This window comes from Archangium gephyra, assembly GCF_042230915.1.
GTDB classification, from domain to species: domain Bacteria; phylum Myxococcota; class Myxococcia; order Myxococcales; family Myxococcaceae; genus Archangium; species Archangium gephyra_B.
Genome location: NZ_CP102578.1, coordinates 3,760,664 through 3,774,637 on the forward strand (window position 1 = coordinate 3,760,664; position 13,974 = coordinate 3,774,637).

Annotated in this window: 10 protein-coding genes; 2 read left to right on the forward strand and 8 right to left on the reverse strand. The window is 70.1% G+C overall.

Annotated elements, in window-relative coordinates; all coding sequences use genetic code 11:
- The first annotated feature begins 111 nt into the window (after positions 1 to 111).
- Positions 112 to 1,341 (forward strand): hypothetical protein, encoded by a 1,230-nt coding sequence (locus NR798_RS15145; protein WP_375772175.1) that lies wholly within the window; start codon positions 112 to 114, stop codon positions 1,339 to 1,341.
- A gap of 30 nt (positions 1,342 to 1,371) precedes the next feature.
- Here the strand turns inward: NR798_RS15145 and NR798_RS15150 are convergent, their stop codons facing one another.
- The 4 genes from NR798_RS15150 to NR798_RS15165 all read right to left on the reverse strand — a co-directional run bounded on the left by NR798_RS15150 (position 1,372) and on the right by NR798_RS15165 (position 6,866).
- Positions 1,372 to 3,264 (reverse strand): DNA mismatch repair protein MutS, encoded by a 1,893-nt coding sequence (locus NR798_RS15150; protein WP_375772176.1) that lies wholly within the window; start codon positions 3,262 to 3,264, stop codon positions 1,372 to 1,374.
- A 228-nt stretch (positions 3,265 to 3,492) separates the two neighbouring features.
- On the reverse strand, positions 3,493 to 4,239 hold the full coding sequence (gene mrpC, locus NR798_RS15155) for a Crp/Fnr family transcriptional regulator MrpC (protein WP_203403370.1): 747 nt from the start codon (positions 4,237 to 4,239) through the stop codon (positions 3,493 to 3,495).
- A gap of 273 nt (positions 4,240 to 4,512) precedes the next feature.
- Complete coding sequence (locus tag NR798_RS15160) at positions 4,513 to 5,967, reverse strand: sigma-54-dependent transcriptional regulator (protein WP_375772177.1); 1,455 nt, start codon at positions 5,965 to 5,967, stop codon at positions 4,513 to 4,515.
- A 5-nt stretch (positions 5,968 to 5,972) separates the two neighbouring features.
- Complete coding sequence (locus NR798_RS15165; protein WP_375772178.1) at positions 5,973 to 6,866, reverse strand: sensor histidine kinase; 894 nt, start codon at positions 6,864 to 6,866, stop codon at positions 5,973 to 5,975.
- 384 nt (positions 6,867 to 7,250) lie between these two features.
- Between NR798_RS15165 and NR798_RS15170 the strand changes: the two genes are divergently transcribed.
- Positions 7,251 to 7,511 carry a hypothetical protein gene (locus NR798_RS15170; protein ID WP_375772179.1) on the forward strand — a complete coding sequence of 87 codons (261 nt, stop codon included), beginning with the start codon at positions 7,251 to 7,253 and terminating at the stop codon, positions 7,509 to 7,511.
- Positions 7,512 to 7,559: 48 nt separating this feature from the next.
- Here NR798_RS15170 and NR798_RS15175 read toward each other — a convergent pair whose 3' ends face one another.
- The 4 genes from NR798_RS15175 to NR798_RS15190 all read right to left on the reverse strand — a co-directional run bounded on the left by NR798_RS15175 (position 7,560) and on the right by NR798_RS15190 (position 13,940).
- Positions 7,560 to 9,803: a YfhO family protein gene (locus NR798_RS15175; protein ID WP_375772180.1), complete on the reverse strand. Its 2,244-nt coding sequence runs from the start codon at positions 9,801 to 9,803 to the stop codon at positions 7,560 to 7,562.
- 4 nt (positions 9,804 to 9,807) lie between these two features.
- The gene (locus tag NR798_RS15180; RefSeq protein WP_375772181.1) at positions 9,808 to 10,974 is read right to left on the reverse strand and encodes a hypothetical protein; all 1,167 of its coding nucleotides are present in this window, start codon (positions 10,972 to 10,974) and stop codon (positions 9,808 to 9,810) included.
- A 37-nt stretch (positions 10,975 to 11,011) separates the two neighbouring features.
- Positions 11,012 to 12,556: an alkaline phosphatase D family protein gene (locus NR798_RS15185; protein WP_375772182.1), complete on the reverse strand. Its 1,545-nt coding sequence runs from the start codon at positions 12,554 to 12,556 to the stop codon at positions 11,012 to 11,014.
- Positions 12,557 to 12,656: 100 nt separating this feature from the next.
- A complete protein-coding gene (locus tag NR798_RS15190; protein ID WP_375772183.1) occupies positions 12,657 to 13,940 on the reverse strand; it encodes a porin in 1,284 nt (427 codons plus the stop codon).
- Between the last annotated feature and the right edge of the window lie 34 nt (positions 13,941 to 13,974).

The window sequence follows — 13,974 nt, forward strand, 5'->3', positions numbered from 1 at the left end:
GCCGTTGATTCGCGCAAGGGCTCGAAATGACGGAGCGCCTTCCTGGCCCGTGAGTTGCCCTGTGTCTGGAGCCGCCGCATGCGCTCTCGACACCGGCGGCGGCCAGGAGACATGAACATGACCAGCGTAGGCCCGAGGCGGAACGACGACACCCTGGTGCTCGGGATGAACCCGCACACCCAGACCGAGGCCGAGGCCATCCAGAAGTCCAACCCCAGCGCCCGGGTCACCACCGTCCAGGACTCCTTCCAGAACGACCGGCTGCAGGCCAGGGGCTCGGATGGCGGGATGCGGGTCCAGGATTTGAGGACGGAGGCGGGCATCCGGAGCTTCGTGGCCACCCTGGGGCTGCCGCTCGCCCAGGCGCAGCAGGTGGTGGCGGCCATCGCGAGTGCCGGGGAGGATGCGCGCGACGAGCTCGCGCAACTGGCTCAGGTGTGGGCCCGCGCGGAGAAGGGAGGCGTCATTCCCTCGCGCCTCGTGCTCTCCGGGCACAGTGGGGGCACCGGCCTGTGGGGGGACGAGGGGAGCTTCAGGAATGGACTGCTCTCCCGGAGCAGCCTCGCCCGGCTCGCGGCGGCCATGCCCCGGGCGGCGGCGGGCGTCGAGGACCTGTGCATCGCGGCCTGTTACAACGGCGGCGAGGCCACCATGGCGGCGTGGCGCGCCCTCTTTCCCAACCTCCAGACGATGTGGGCCTACGACGGCAGTGCGCCCGGTACCTTCTCCGGTGCCACGGCGCATCTGGCCCGGTGGGAGAAGGCGACGCGCGGCGAGGTGGACTCGCTCCGGCCCGACCTGCTCCGGGGGCTGCGCAAGGGGGAGAACCTCGCGGTGTGGTCGCGCCTGGAGGGCCACCAGACGGCCACGGTGCGCGCGAGCACCGCCGACCTGCGTGCCCGTCACGCCGCGGGTCATGCGGCCTTCGAGCGCTACTTCCAGGGCGACGAGGTGGTGCGCGATGCCCAGCGCGGCCCGCTGCGGGAGCACTACAACACCGTCCAGGCCCTGTTGGGCCGGCCGGAGCTTCCCGCCTCGGAGCGGACCGGGCTCGAACGGGCGCGGGATCAGACCCTCCGGCTCCTCTTCTACGGGAACGTCTCCGCCCGCTTCCAGGAGACGCACAGGGCCGCGATTCAGCGGGGGTTCTCGGCGCTGGGGTTGAACGTTCCTGACTTCTGCCGGCTCGACCGGCAAGGGGCGCTGGCGCTCATCCAGTCCTTCGAAGTCGAACTCGGCCGCCGGAATCCGCGGCCCGTGGAGGCACAGCGGTTGTTGCCGCTGCTCACCGAGGGACTGCGGGACCTTCAGCGCTCGCGGATTCCGGACAACTGGTTGTGACAGTGGGGTAGGGCACGGGGACGGGCACCCTCACCCCGTCCCTCTCCCGGGGGGAGAGGGGAGATTGGGCAGAGAGGGGGCCTGCTCCTTGTCCTCCACTGGGACTCCCGCCATCCGCAGCACGCGCAGGGCGTTCGTGGTGTCCACCACTCCCGGCCGTAGTTGGTAGTCGAACACCATCTTTCCGTTCTCCAGGTGATCGCGGAAGTGCATGTTCACCACCTTGCCCGCGTGCTCTTCCGCGAGGCTCGCCAGGGAGAGATCATGCGTCGTCACCCCGCCGATCGCTCCCGTGGCCAGCAGCAGCCGCAGCACCTCGCGTGAGGCGATCTGCCGCTCCCGCGTGTTCGTTCCCAGGAGGATCTCATCCAGCAGGAACATCGCGTGTCCCTTCGCCGCGGCCGCCGCGTCCAGCACGGCCTTGATGCGCTGGACCTCCGCGTAGAAGTACGACACGCCCCGCTCCAGCGAGTCCTTCACCCGCATGCTCGTCAGCACCTGCAGCGGTGTCACCGAGAAGCTCCGCGCGCACACCGGCGCTCCCGCCAGCGCGAGCACCGTGTTCAGCCCCACCGAGCGCAGCAGCGTCGTCTTGCCCGACATGTTGGAGCCCGTGAGCAGCAGCGCGCAGCCCGGCCCCGGCAGCTCCACGTCGTTCAGCACCGGCTCGTCCAGCAGCGGGTGCCCCACGCCCGTCGTCTTCACCTTCGGCCCGTCCACCTCCAGCGTGGGCCAGGTGAAGCCCGGCCGGTCGAACGCCAGCCCCGCCAGGCACGAGAGCGCCTCCAGCTCCGCCAGCGCCTCGAACCAGCCCCGCACCCGCGCCGCGTGCTTCTCCTTCCAGCCCTCCAGCGCGAACAGCGCGTGCACGTCCCACAGGGTGAACAGGTGCACGATGGGGTGGAACTGGTGCCGCTTGAACTCCACGAATGAATACAGCCAGCTGAAGCGCTTGAGGTGCGTGGAGACCGGCGGCTCTCCCTCGTGCTGCATCCCCGCCTGCACCCGCCGCAGCTCCGGGTGCTCGAAACGTTCCCGCTCCACCCGCTCGAAGATGGGCGCGTAGCGCACGAAGCCGTGCTCGCCCGCGCTCATCCGCTCCTCCATGGCGCGCAGCGGGCCCCGCGTCAGCCTCACCACCGCCAGCTGCACCAGCACGCCGGCCCACCACGCCCGCCCGTGCACCACGCCGAAGCTCCCCAGCACCAGCAGCGTCAGCGTCACCAGCGGCAGCACCACCGCCACCGGCCTCGCCCACCGGATGCTCGTGAGCGACGGCCCGCTCTCCGCCCACTGGATGAAGAGGCCCGGGTCCGCCTTCTCCTTCGCCACCGTGCGCGCCTCCACGCACACGTCCTGGCGGAACTCCACCCGCGGCACCAGCTCGCGCGCCGCTGCCTGCCGGGCCCGTACCGCCTCGGCCTGCGCCGGCCAGGACAGCCACGCCGCGAGTCGCTCCTCGCCCGCCCGCGTCGCCGTCTCGTTCATGAGCTGGAAGACGCTGCCCTGCCCGAAGACGTCCAGGTCCGCCGCGTACAGGTGCGAGCCCGTGAGGAAGCGCTCTCCCCGCTCGGCGAAGTCGTGCCAGCCCCGCGTCAGCCGCGCCAGCCCGCGCTCGTTGAGCTGCACGTACAGCCGCTGCCGCTCCTCGCGCAGGAACACCTGGTGGTGTAGCGCCGCCAGCACCCCGTACACGGCGAACGCCGCTCCGGCCGCCCACCACCACGTCTTCGGCAACCGGTTGAACAGGACGAGCCCCGCCACCGCGCCTCCCGAGAGGAACACCAGGGCGCGCAGGTTGGCGTAGCGGGCGCTGACATCGTCCAGCCGCTTCAGCTCCGCCTCGGCGGCGGCGCGGCGCTCGGTATACGTGCGATGCGGGGAGGAGGACTCGGGGAGCGGAGTGGTCACGGGCGCGCGCATGCTGGGTCGCCCGGGCGGACAGGGCAAGCCCGGACACGCACACGGTGCCCTGAAAATGGCGAACCCCGGCGCCAGACCCGCGGGACGGGTGGCTGCCAGGGCTCTCGGGTGTCGTGCCCGTCAACCGGGACACGTGGGGGCGGCACACCGGGTGCTCACCTCGGTGACGGATGTCTCCACCCCCGTCCCTCTCCTCTCAGGAGAGGGAAGACATCCGCGCTTACTGCATCACTTCTCCTTGGAAGCCAGCTTGCGCAGCGCCTTCTGGTCGCGGATGCAGAGGATGCGGCCCACGTTGCCCAGCACGCCGTCGCGCTTCATCTCGTTGATGAGCGTGGAGACGAACGAGCGGGAGGCGCCCACCAGGTCCGCCAGGTCCTGCTGCGTAATCCCGCGCAGGTCGGTCTCGCCGCCGTGCGGGCAGCGCTCGCCGTGGGCCTCGGCCAGGGTGAGCAGGGTGTCGGCCAGACGGGCCGGCACTTCCTTGAAGGTCAGGCCCAGCACGCGCTTGCGCAGGGCACGCACGCGCTCGGCGTAGGCGCGGACCACGTCCACCGCCAGGGCGGGGCGGGCCTCGAGCTGGGCGCGGAAGTCGCGGCCCTCGATGCTCCACACCTCGGCCTCACCGGAGGCGATCGCCATCTCCTCCACCGGCGTGCCCTCGGGGCGGAACAGCTCGCCGAACAGGTCGCCCGGGCGCAGGATGCTCACCACCGAGCGCGAGCTGTTCTTGCCCAGCCGCATCAGGCGCACGCGGCCGCTCTTGAGCAGGTACACGCGGTCCGTCGTGTCGCCGGGGCGGTAGATGACGGAGTTGTGCGGGAAGCTCTCGACCTTGAAGTAGCCCTTGAAGTCGATCGCCTCCTGTCCGGGGATCAGCTTGTTCGCCGTGACGAGCATCCCGGAGCTGGTGGTCTGGATGGGGGCGACGACGTTGGAGCCGATAGGACCGAGGGGACGATTGAAACCGTGCATGTGGGCACTCCTGCAGGCGGTTGAAGGTTGGCTTGCTGTGCTGCGGACGGAACAGTCCCTTTCCAAGCTTTGTGCCAACCCGAACGCTTCTCCCAAGTCCTGAAAAAGCCTGCAATGACGGCTACTTGGCGCTACAGCCCCGGTTTCTCACCTTCCGAGTGTCCGAAACCTGAAACGGAACGTTCAAACAGTCTGATCAAGGTGAACGTTTCGTTCAATTCGTGGGAGGAGTTGTCGGGCGTCCGACACTGTCCGGAAAGCGTCCTTCGACGCTCAAACCGGCTGATCTTGTCGCACACCGTACTTCTGGAGCTTGCGCTCCAGGGTGGGGCGACTGATGCCGAGGATCTGGCACGTCTTGCCCTTGTGACCCTTGGTCACGTTCATGGTCAGCTCGATGAGCATCCGCTCCGCCTCCTCCAGGGTGGGGATGCGGCTGGGATCATCGATCTGGGTGACCAGGAAGTTGGGCAGGGCGTGGCCGGAGTGTCCGTTGGCGTGGACGGGGTGGCCGTTGACGGGCGCCCCTCCGTGCTCGGACTCGGCGGGCTCGAGCGCGGGCAGGTTGTCGGACAGCAGCACCTCGCCCGGGGCGAGTACCACCGCGCGCGTGAGGACGTTCTCCAGCTCACGCACGTTGCCCCGCCAGGGCAGGCGCATGAGGTGATCCAACACCTCGGGCGGCACCCGGGTGACGCGCTTGTGCACCTTCTCGTTGATGCGCTCCAGCAGGTGGTGCACCAGCGAGGGGATGTCGTCGCGCCGCTCGCGCAGCGGGGGGAGCTGCAGGGTAATCACCTTGAGGCGCTGGTAGAGGTCCTCGCGGAAGCGGCCGGAGGACACCTCGTCCACCAGGGTGCGGTGGGTGGCGGCGATGACGCGGGCTCGCAGTTTGATGCGCTTGACGCCGCCCACGCGCTCGAACTCGCGCTCCTGGAGCACGCGCAAGAGCTTGGCCTGGAGCATCAGCGACATGTCGCCAATCTCGTCCAGGAAGATGGTGCCGTCCTCGGCCATCTCGAACTTGCCCGGCTTGACGGCGCTGGCACCGGTGAAGGCGCCCTTCTCGTGGCCGAACAGCTCGCTCTCCAGCAGCGTGTCCACGATGGCCGAGCAGTTGATGCCGATGAAGGGCTTGGGCTCGTCGTAGGAGTAGTTGTGGATGACGCGGGCGATGAGCTCCTTGCCCGTGCCGCTCTCGCCGTGGATGAGCACGGTGGCGCGGCTGGCGGCCACCTTGCCGATCTCCTTCACCAGCTGCTGCATGGACGGGCTGGTGCCGACGATGTCGCCCAGGCGCGCCGCCGCGGTCTCCACGTTCACCGTGGCCGCCCGGCGCGACAGCTGCCGGTACTCCAGGGCGCGCGACACCACGATGTCCAGGGCGGTGAGGTCCGGGAAGGGCTTGTGGATGTAGTCGAACGCTCCGGCCTTCATGGCCCGGATGGTCGTCTCCATGTCATGGAAGGCGGTGACGAGGATGATGCGCGCGTCCCCGCACAGGCTCTTCATCTCCTCGATGATGTCCAGGCCCGTGCGGTCCGGGAGCTTCATGTCGAGGATGACGACGCCCGGCATGACCTCCTGCGCCACCCGGAGCGCCTCGGAGGCGCGGGTGGCCGTCACCACCTGGTAGCGCGGAGCGCCATCGTGCTCGATGTCCTCGAAGTGCATCTTCAAGGACTCGAGCAGCGAGAGGTCGTCGTCGACGATGAGAAGCGTCTCCATGTTCCTCAGGCGGCGAAGGTGAGTGTGAACACCGTGCCAGTGTCGGGGCCCGTCTCGGCGGAGACGTCACCGCCCTGGTGCTGCAGCACGCGGCGCAGGGCCGCCAGCGACAGGCCGGCGCCCCGCGCCAGGTGACACTCATAGGGTTTGAAGAGCGAGTCGCGTTTCTCCTCGGGCAGCAGGCCGGCGGGCTCCTTGAGCTTCATCAGCACGCGTCCCTCGGGGCCCGGGCGGATGGCCACCTGCACGGTGCCGCCCTCCGAAGAGAGCCCCATGGCCACGTTGAGCAGCACCTGGGCCAGCACCGGCCGCAGCCTGCCCGCGTCCACCCGCACCTTCGGTACGTCCGGCGCCTCGTCCACGCTCACTTCCACGCGGCGCTCGGTCAGCTCCGGGGCCACCATGGCCATGGCCTCCTGCACGAGCGAGCGCGGTGCGTGCTGCTCCAGGTTGGGCGAGGTGCCCCGGCCGTACTCGGACAGCTGCCACAGCATCCGCTCCAGGGTGCGGATCTCCCGGTTGGCGATGGTCAGCCGGCGCTGGTCCCTCTCGGAGAGGCCGGTGTTGCGCGCCAGGGTCTGCACCGCCATCTTCACCGAGCTGAGCGGGTTGCGCAGCTCGTGGCTCAGCTGCGAGGCGAGCCCGGAGAGCTGTACCGGCGGCGCGCCCTCCATCAGGGTGCGCAGGTCCACCACCACGGCGGTGGCCTCGCCCTCCTCCATGACGAGCGTCAGCCGCAGGGGCACGGGGTCTCCCGAGCCGAGCGAGGCGTAGAGGAACTCCACCGCCCGGCGATCCTCGCGGGCCAGGGCGTCCAGTTGCCGGACCTTCTCCGGGGTGGTTCCCAGCACCACGTGGAGCGGCCGCTCGTTCAACTCCGAGGCGGGACGGCGCAGCACGGTTTCACAATCGCCCGCGACGCGGGTCACGCGCAGGCTGGGAGACCATGAAAGCTGGACGGCTTGCAGCAAGTGGAGGTTCATGGGCAGGTGCGAAAGATAACGAATCGCCAGCGCTGATGTCCCCCCATGGCGATGTGGTTCCCCTTTAGAATCCGATACTTGGCGCTCTGGGCCCCCATGGAACGGCCCGGGCGGGCGCCTGACTGTCCGGAAGGTAACATTTCGGGCGTCATGGAAGTCCGCCAGGTGGCAGGTCCATGGAATCCCAGGGAAGTGCGATCATCCTCCTGATGACGGATGGAGGGCGGAGGGGGAGCCATGTAGGTTGCACATCGTCGTTGGTGGCTGACCCCCGCCACCCGCCACCCCCGGAGAATTCAAATGACCGCCAACAAGAAGAACCTGAAGAAGCTGGGCAAGCGTCGTGGTCAGGGTATGACCGAGTACATCATCATCGTCGCCCTGATCGCCATCGCGGCGATCGGCGTCATCACCCTCTTCGGCAACAACATCCGCAAGCTGTTCGGCGCCTCCGCCGAGGCCCTGGCCGGCAACGAGGACGTGTCCAACACGGGCCAGACCGCCAGCCGCCAGCTGCAGCGCAAGTCGCTCAAGACGTTCGGCGAGAACTCGGCCGACTGACGAGCGCACCGCTTCACAGCGGTGGCTTCACCCGAGGGCGGTCTCCTCTTAGAGGGGCCGCCCTTCGTGTTTGCGGGGCCGGAGCGCCAGGACGAGCGCGCCGAGCGCGAGCACGGAGAGCAGTGCCCCCAGCCGGAAGCTGAGCGGGCGGTAGTCGAAGCGGACCGAGTGCGCCCCCGGCGGCACCCGCACCGCGCGCATGACGGCGTTGGCCCGTCGCACCGGCACGGGCGCCCCGTCCAGCGTGGCCTCCCAGCCGGGGTAGTGCGAGTCGCTCAGGAGGAGGTACCCCGGGCCGCACGCCTCCAGCGCCACCTCCACCCGGGACAGGCCCGCCTCCGTCACCCGCGCGGTGGAGCCCTCGCAGCCTGGACCCTCGAGGGGCTCACCCTCGGAGAGCAGGGCGGTGCGGCGCAGCGGTTGGGTGGGGTCCATGAAGGCCGCCTGGGCCTCGGCGTCCCCGGCCACCCGCGCGGCGTGCACCACGAAGGCCCTCGGCAGGGCGGTGTCCGAGCGGTAGAGCGTGGGCAGCCCGGGCAGCGAGAGGACGGGCACCAGGTCCTCGAAGGGCGGCGGGCCCCGGCGCACGTAGTAGCCCACCCCGGCCAGATCGAAGGCCGCGCGCGCTCCTGACTCGTAGAGGGACTCGATGCGCAGGGGCTCCGGCGCGCCATAGCCCTCGAAGACGCGCAGCCGCTCCTCCACGAAACGGTTGGGCACCAGGGCGTCCCGGCTGAGCGCGATGTATGAGCCTCCCTCGCCGGGCAGGGGCGCGGCGGTGGCGCTCGGGGTGGGGGAGACCTCGGAGAGCTCGTCCGAGTCGAGATCCACGCTGACCCGGCCCGCGTACCCGGGGGGAATGGCGGCGGCGAGCCGGGAGGCGCGGCGGAGCGACTCGAGCGGCGCGCTGCCCGTGCCCCCCTGCATCAAGTGGAAGATGCCCAGCTCCACCAGGGCCACCCCGGCCAGCGCGCGGCGGACGCGGTGGGCGCGGCCAGGGCCAGCGGCGGGGAGGATGAAGGCCAGGGCGCCCGCGCCGAGCGCCAGCACCACCCAGGGCAGTCCGGCCTCCACGCCGGAGCGGAAGAGGGGGAGTTTGGTGAGGGGCGGGCCCAGGAGCAGCGCGGCGAAGAGGGCGGCCACCACCAGGGTCACGTGCTGGAGGGAGCGCTGTCCCCGGCGGGCGCGGCGGGCGAGCACGTCCAGCCCGAAGGCGGCGAGCACCGCGACGCAGAAGGCCGCGCCGACGAAGTACTTCACCGGGTAGCGGAAGAGGTGGAAGGGCGGCAGCTGGAGGACGAGGGCCGCCGGTGGGAAGTGCGCGCCGAGCGCGAGCAGGGTGAGGACGAGGGCCCCCAGCGCGAAGGGCAGCGTGCGCCGCGAGCGTCCCAGGCCCGCGAGCGCCAGGGCGCAGACGAGGGTGCCCAGGAAGAGGACGAGGATGAAGAACTGATCGTCCCCGGCCCAGTAGCGCGAGCGCGGGTGCTCGGCGAAGGGCCATGCCACCGAGAGCAACTGGGGCCAGGAGAGGGACCACTCGAGCTGGTCCATGCGCCCCGCGCCCCGGGTGGAGTTGCGGGCGAACTCGAGCGCGGGCAGGGCCACCACCGCCCCGAGCACGAAGCCCCAGGCGAGCCCCGCTCCGGTGGCCACCACCGTGCGCACCTCGCGCCGCGCGGCGAGGGCCACGGCGAGGGCGAGCGGGGCCTGCCACAGCCACGTCTCCGGAGAGCCCGCGAGGAAGGCGAGGCCCGCGACGAGGGCCACCTGCGCGGCGCGGCGAGGGGAGGGCAGGAGCGCGGCCCGGCGCGAGGCCAGCAGGAGGAAGCCCGTCCACGCGGCGGCGCTGGCCACGTTCTGCTGGGCCGACAGCACGGCGAAGGGCGCCGAGAGCGCGAAGGCGGTGGCGCCCAGCATGGCCGCGGGACGGGAGGCGCGCAGGTGGCGCAGCAGGAGGAAGGTGCCCGCGGCGGCGATCGCCACGTGGAGCAGGTGCTGGAGGGTGAGGCCGAGCTCCGGGCCCGCGAGCAGCACGGTGAGCAGCCGCGGCGGATAGAACACCTGCGAGTACAACGTGGCGGCGAACGGCTGCCCGAGCCGGAGGTAGGGATTCCACAAGGGCAGCTCCCCGGCCCGCAGCGCCTCGAGGAGGAAGGCGGAGTCCGGGATGAAGATGCGGAAGGCGTCTCGCCCGGCCATCACCCGGCCCTGGAGGACGGAGCGGTACACGAGCGCCATGCCCGCGAGCAACCCCAGCCAGGGGATGAGCCGCCTTCGGAGCGCCTCGCGCATCCGCTCAGCTCGCGAAGCCCAGCCGGCGCAGCATCACCCGGCGGATGCTCGGGAGGCGGAAGCGGTAGATGAGGGCGTCCGAGAAGTAGTGCGCGAGCACTACGCCCAGGCTCAGCGTGGTGAGGCCTCGCAGCACCACGTGCGACTTCAGGTCCGCGGCCGCGGCGCTCACCGTGCCGTGCGAGGGCCCGGCGATGACCAGGTGCACCACGCCCAGTGCCAGCAGCGGCAGCATGGACAGCACCATCATCGGCCATACCCAGGCGCGGCTCACGCGGGAGGGCGGATCCCCCTCGCGCGGCTCCAGCATGCGGGCGGAGAGCAGGTAGTACTCGAGGCCATGCAGGCCGGGCAGCATCACGTTGCCCCAGGCGGGCGCCACCAGGGTGAGGCCCGTGGCCACGGCGACGGTGAGGAGGTAGAGCACCTTGGGCCCGCTGGCCGTCCCGGAGCGCAGCAGGGTGCGGAACAGCAGCCCGAAGTAGCCGAGCCACACCGTGAGCAGCACCGCCAGGGCGCCATGGGGCAGGGGCGTGCCCTGATCGATGTCCAGGTAGGGCGTGTCACCGGGGCGGGGGGACTCGGCGACGAAGAAGAGGCGCACCAGCACCAGCGTCAGCATCACCGGGACGAACCACAGCTGCAGCCGGCGCTCGAGCGGGGCGGGAGGGGTGATTCCCGCCTGGAAGCCCCGCAGCGTGTGCAGGGCCCAGAAGCCCTTGCACTGCGAGAGGATGTGGTGGAGCCCGAAGACGTTGAAGAGGATGCCCACCACGTAGGCGTAGCCCGTGGCGTCCGCGTAGTAGAGGGCAAACAGGAGCGCGCCTACCCCCAGCATCCCGAGGCTGCCGAGCAGCACCTGGCGCGGCTGGCGGGGCTCGGCGGTGAGCACGTCCCGGTGCACCGCGAAGAGCAGGAAGGTGAGCACCACGTGGGTGCCATTGCCGAGGAGGTACTGGGCCGTCCAGATGGCCATCCGGTTGGCCGAGCCGGACACCGGTGCGGCCAGCAGGGTGCTCACCATCCAGGCGAGCACCGTGAAGGCCAGCGGCACCACGAGCAGGAGGCCATCCAACCGGGGAGAGAACAACCACAGCCCTCGGAAGGAGAGGCTCCCGGCGGGGGCGGCGGACGGAGGGGTCAGCGCGGCGGTGGGGCTCGACGGCATCATCGAGCCGGAAGTGTAGCAGATGCCGCCGCGGGTCCGTTCAGAGGTTCACCAGCACCATCTCCATCAGGTCCGGCTTGCCCTCGGCGTGGAACTCGACGCGCAGCTTCTGGTCCGGGTCCCACTGCGTGCCGTCCCCCGGCCCCAGCTTCAGCAGGGCGAAGTTGCGCTGCCAGAGGATGCGGGTCCCGGGGTTGCCGGGAATGGGCATCAGCGCGCCCTGGATCTGCTCCCCATTCATGAGGGAGTGCCGCACCCGCTTCGCCCCCTGTTTGATGACTACGGCCTTGATGCCACTGGGCGCCGGGTGGGCAATCCCCGACGAGGTCACCTGGTAGAACTCCGGAGCACCACGTCCGTTCGGCAGTTGGTGGATGGCGCTCCAGATGCGCGCCACCGCCCCGACGTGCGCGTCACCGGCCAGGATCGTCACCTCCACTTTCGGACGTTGCACCATGAAGTCGAACAGCCGCGTCAGCAACTGCCCGCACTCCGCGAGGTTGTTCGGCGACACCCAGTTGTCGCGCAGGTCGTCCTTCACGCCGGCGATGTCACCCGTCGCTTCCGAGAGGGCGAGCGCCGCGGCCACCTCCGCGTGGACGACGGGCACGCCCACCACGACATAGACCCAGCGCAGCGTCTCGTCCTTGCGCCAGTCGTCGAGCACCGTATCGAGCACGCGATGCTGGTTCGCCCCCAGCACGCTCGAGCGGTGGTAGTTCCGGTTCGAGCGGCCATCCAGGAGGAGGAACCCGATGCCGTGCGAGCGGAAGCAGGAGAAGAACGAGTCATCCGCCGGCACCTGCGTGCCGTCCCGGTGCTTCAGGTAGGCCGGATCCAACGGCGGGTTGTTGACGGCCTGGAAGTCCCGGAAGGCTTGCGCCGCCGCCTGGAGGTAGCGCCGCGAGGACGGGAGATCATCGTCGTCGTTCGAGCCATAGCCATCGTAGATGTCGTGGTCGTCCCACATCATCACGGAGGGGCAGCTCGCGAGCACCCCCCGGATGTCCGGGTTGTCGCCCCAGAGGCGCACGTACTCGTCCCGGTACTCGGAGATGAGCTCGTCCAGGGAGACCGACGAGTCATGCTTCTCGTGCCATCTCCAGATGTCGTCGGCGTAGATCTGATCTCCGCAGTGGATGAGCAGGTCCACGCGCCCCGCGTCGATCTGCTTGCGCAGGCGCCTCCACATGTCGAAGCGGGTGCGCTCGTCCGAGTGCTCGATGGCATTGCAGCTCAGCAGCACGACGCGCAGGGGCCGTCCCTCGTCGGCGGGCAGCAGGCGGAAGGAGTAGCGGTGCTGTGCCCCGGACATGAGCGCCGGGGCCATGGGGCTCGGCAACCCGAGCGGCTGGCAGTCCACGGCGTACCGGAGGGTCGCTCCCGGTGTCAGCCCCGAGAGCTCGAACGTGCCCATCCGGTAGGGGCGTGCGTCCCGGAGCGGGATGGAGAGGAGCTGCTCTCCCCCCTGCGCCCGCTCCGACCAGGCCAGGTGCGCTACCTGGACGTTCGCATCCGCCACCACGGTGATTCGCGCGCTCGTGCGCGTGCATGCACCTACGAAAACCGCTCGGGCTTCGGCCATCGGGAGCTTCCCCCTTCTCCCCGTCACTCGGGACGGCGGGCATCTTGGACCCGCGCGCCCGAGCCGGCAAAAGCCACCCTCCTGGGGTGTCCGGCAGCCGTCAGAAGCTCGCCTGGACCATCAACCGCGCGGCGACGACGTTCTGCCGCGAGATGGGCGCGCCCTTCTTGAGCAGCGAGGTCTGGTCCGGCTGCTCCGTGAGGACGTACGAGCCCACCGACTCCTCGAAGATGACCGGAGTGCCCAGCTGGATGGGCAGGTCCGCGACGATCTTCGCGCCGAAGCCCTTGAACGAGTAGGTCAGCGAGGGGGTCACCTCCTGGATGGAACGCCTGCCGGTGATGGGTGCCTCGCCCACGGCGAACTGCTCGTCCGGGAGCACCATCGCGTACCGCAGCGCGACCTGCACCGGATTCCACTGGTACGCCACCTGGGCGCGGCCACCCGCCACCCGGATGTCGCCGTAGTCATTCTGGTAGACGCCGAAGTTGCCCTCCAGCTCGCCCGACAGCACGCCAGGGCCCACCGGCGCGCGCGCCGCGGCATCGGCGCCCACCTGCCACAGCCTGCCGAGGTTGAACGGCGCCTGGCCGACGAACGGGTTCCAGTTGCTGTTGATGAGCAGCGGCTTCTCCGACGACTTGGTGTTGAACACCGTCGAGTGGCCCACCAGCGAGTCCTTCACGTAGAAGCCGTTCACGAAGAACGCCATCTGGAGCTTGTCGGGCAGGGCCTGGGGGTCACGCGTCGCGAAGACGTCCTCGCCGATGCCGGTGTCGAGGCCCGCGCGCAGCACCACCATGGGGGTGCCGAGGGTCTGCGGCAGGTAGCGCTCGGGGATGTTCCGGCCTCCACCCGTGAAGATGCCGACGCCCGCCACCAGGGGGCCCGCCTGGGTGTAGAAGGTCGCGCCCACGTCCCGGCCCACCCGGAAGGCCAGGTTCTGGATGGAGCGGTCCGCGAAGAGCAGGGTGCCCGACTCGGTCAGGCGCTCACGGCCGTAGGGCACCCGGAACTGGCCCACCCTCACGTACGAGTTCCCGAGCACCTTCACCGGGATGTCCACGTACATGTCCAGCAGGCCCAGCGAGAGGCCCGGAGTCGGCGCCTTGATCTCCTCCTCACCGCCGAAGGCGAGCATCACGCCGTAACGCCAATCCGCCACGTTGCCGTTGAGCATGAGCCGGCCCTGCTTGAGGAAGAGGTACAGCCGCTCGTCGTTGCGGGCCCCGTCGTCGAGCTTCTGCGCGAAGCCGAGGAGCTGCAACCGGCCTCCGACGTTCATGCTCGCGTTCTCGGTCCGGAGGACTTCCGCGCCCTGGGCAACGCCAGACACTCCGAGGAGTGCGGCGGCAAGGGTTGCTGCGAGCTTGTTGCGCATCATGGTGTTTCCTCTCCGCGCCGTGCTCTTCACGGCT

Excerpts from the sequence above, each read along its gene's own strand:
- NR798_RS15145 (WP_375772175.1), top strand. The coding sequence starts at position 112 with ATGAACATGACCAGCGTAGGCCCGAGGCGGAACGACGACACCCTGGTG.
- NR798_RS15160 (WP_375772177.1), bottom strand. The coding sequence starts at position 5,967 with ATGGAGACGCTTCTCATCGTCGACGACGACCTCTCGCTGCTCGAGTCC.
- NR798_RS15190 (WP_375772183.1), bottom strand. The coding sequence starts at position 13,940 with ATGATGCGCAACAAGCTCGCAGCAACCCTTGCCGCCGCACTCCTCGGA.
- NR798_RS15180 (WP_375772181.1), bottom strand. The coding sequence starts at position 10,974 with ATGATGCCGTCGAGCCCCACCGCCGCGCTGACCCCTCCGTCCGCCGCC.
- NR798_RS15170 (WP_375772179.1), top strand. The coding sequence starts at position 7,251 with ATGACCGCCAACAAGAAGAACCTGAAGAAGCTGGGCAAGCGTCGTGGT.
- mrpC (WP_203403370.1), bottom strand. The coding sequence starts at position 4,239 with ATGCACGGTTTCAATCGTCCCCTCGGTCCTATCGGCTCCAACGTCGTC.
- NR798_RS15150 (WP_375772176.1), bottom strand. The coding sequence starts at position 3,264 with ATGCGCGCGCCCGTGACCACTCCGCTCCCCGAGTCCTCCTCCCCGCAT.
- NR798_RS15175 (WP_375772180.1), bottom strand. The coding sequence starts at position 9,803 with ATGCGCGAGGCGCTCCGAAGGCGGCTCATCCCCTGGCTGGGGTTGCTC.
- NR798_RS15185 (WP_375772182.1), bottom strand. The coding sequence starts at position 12,556 with ATGGCCGAAGCCCGAGCGGTTTTCGTAGGTGCATGCACGCGCACGAGC.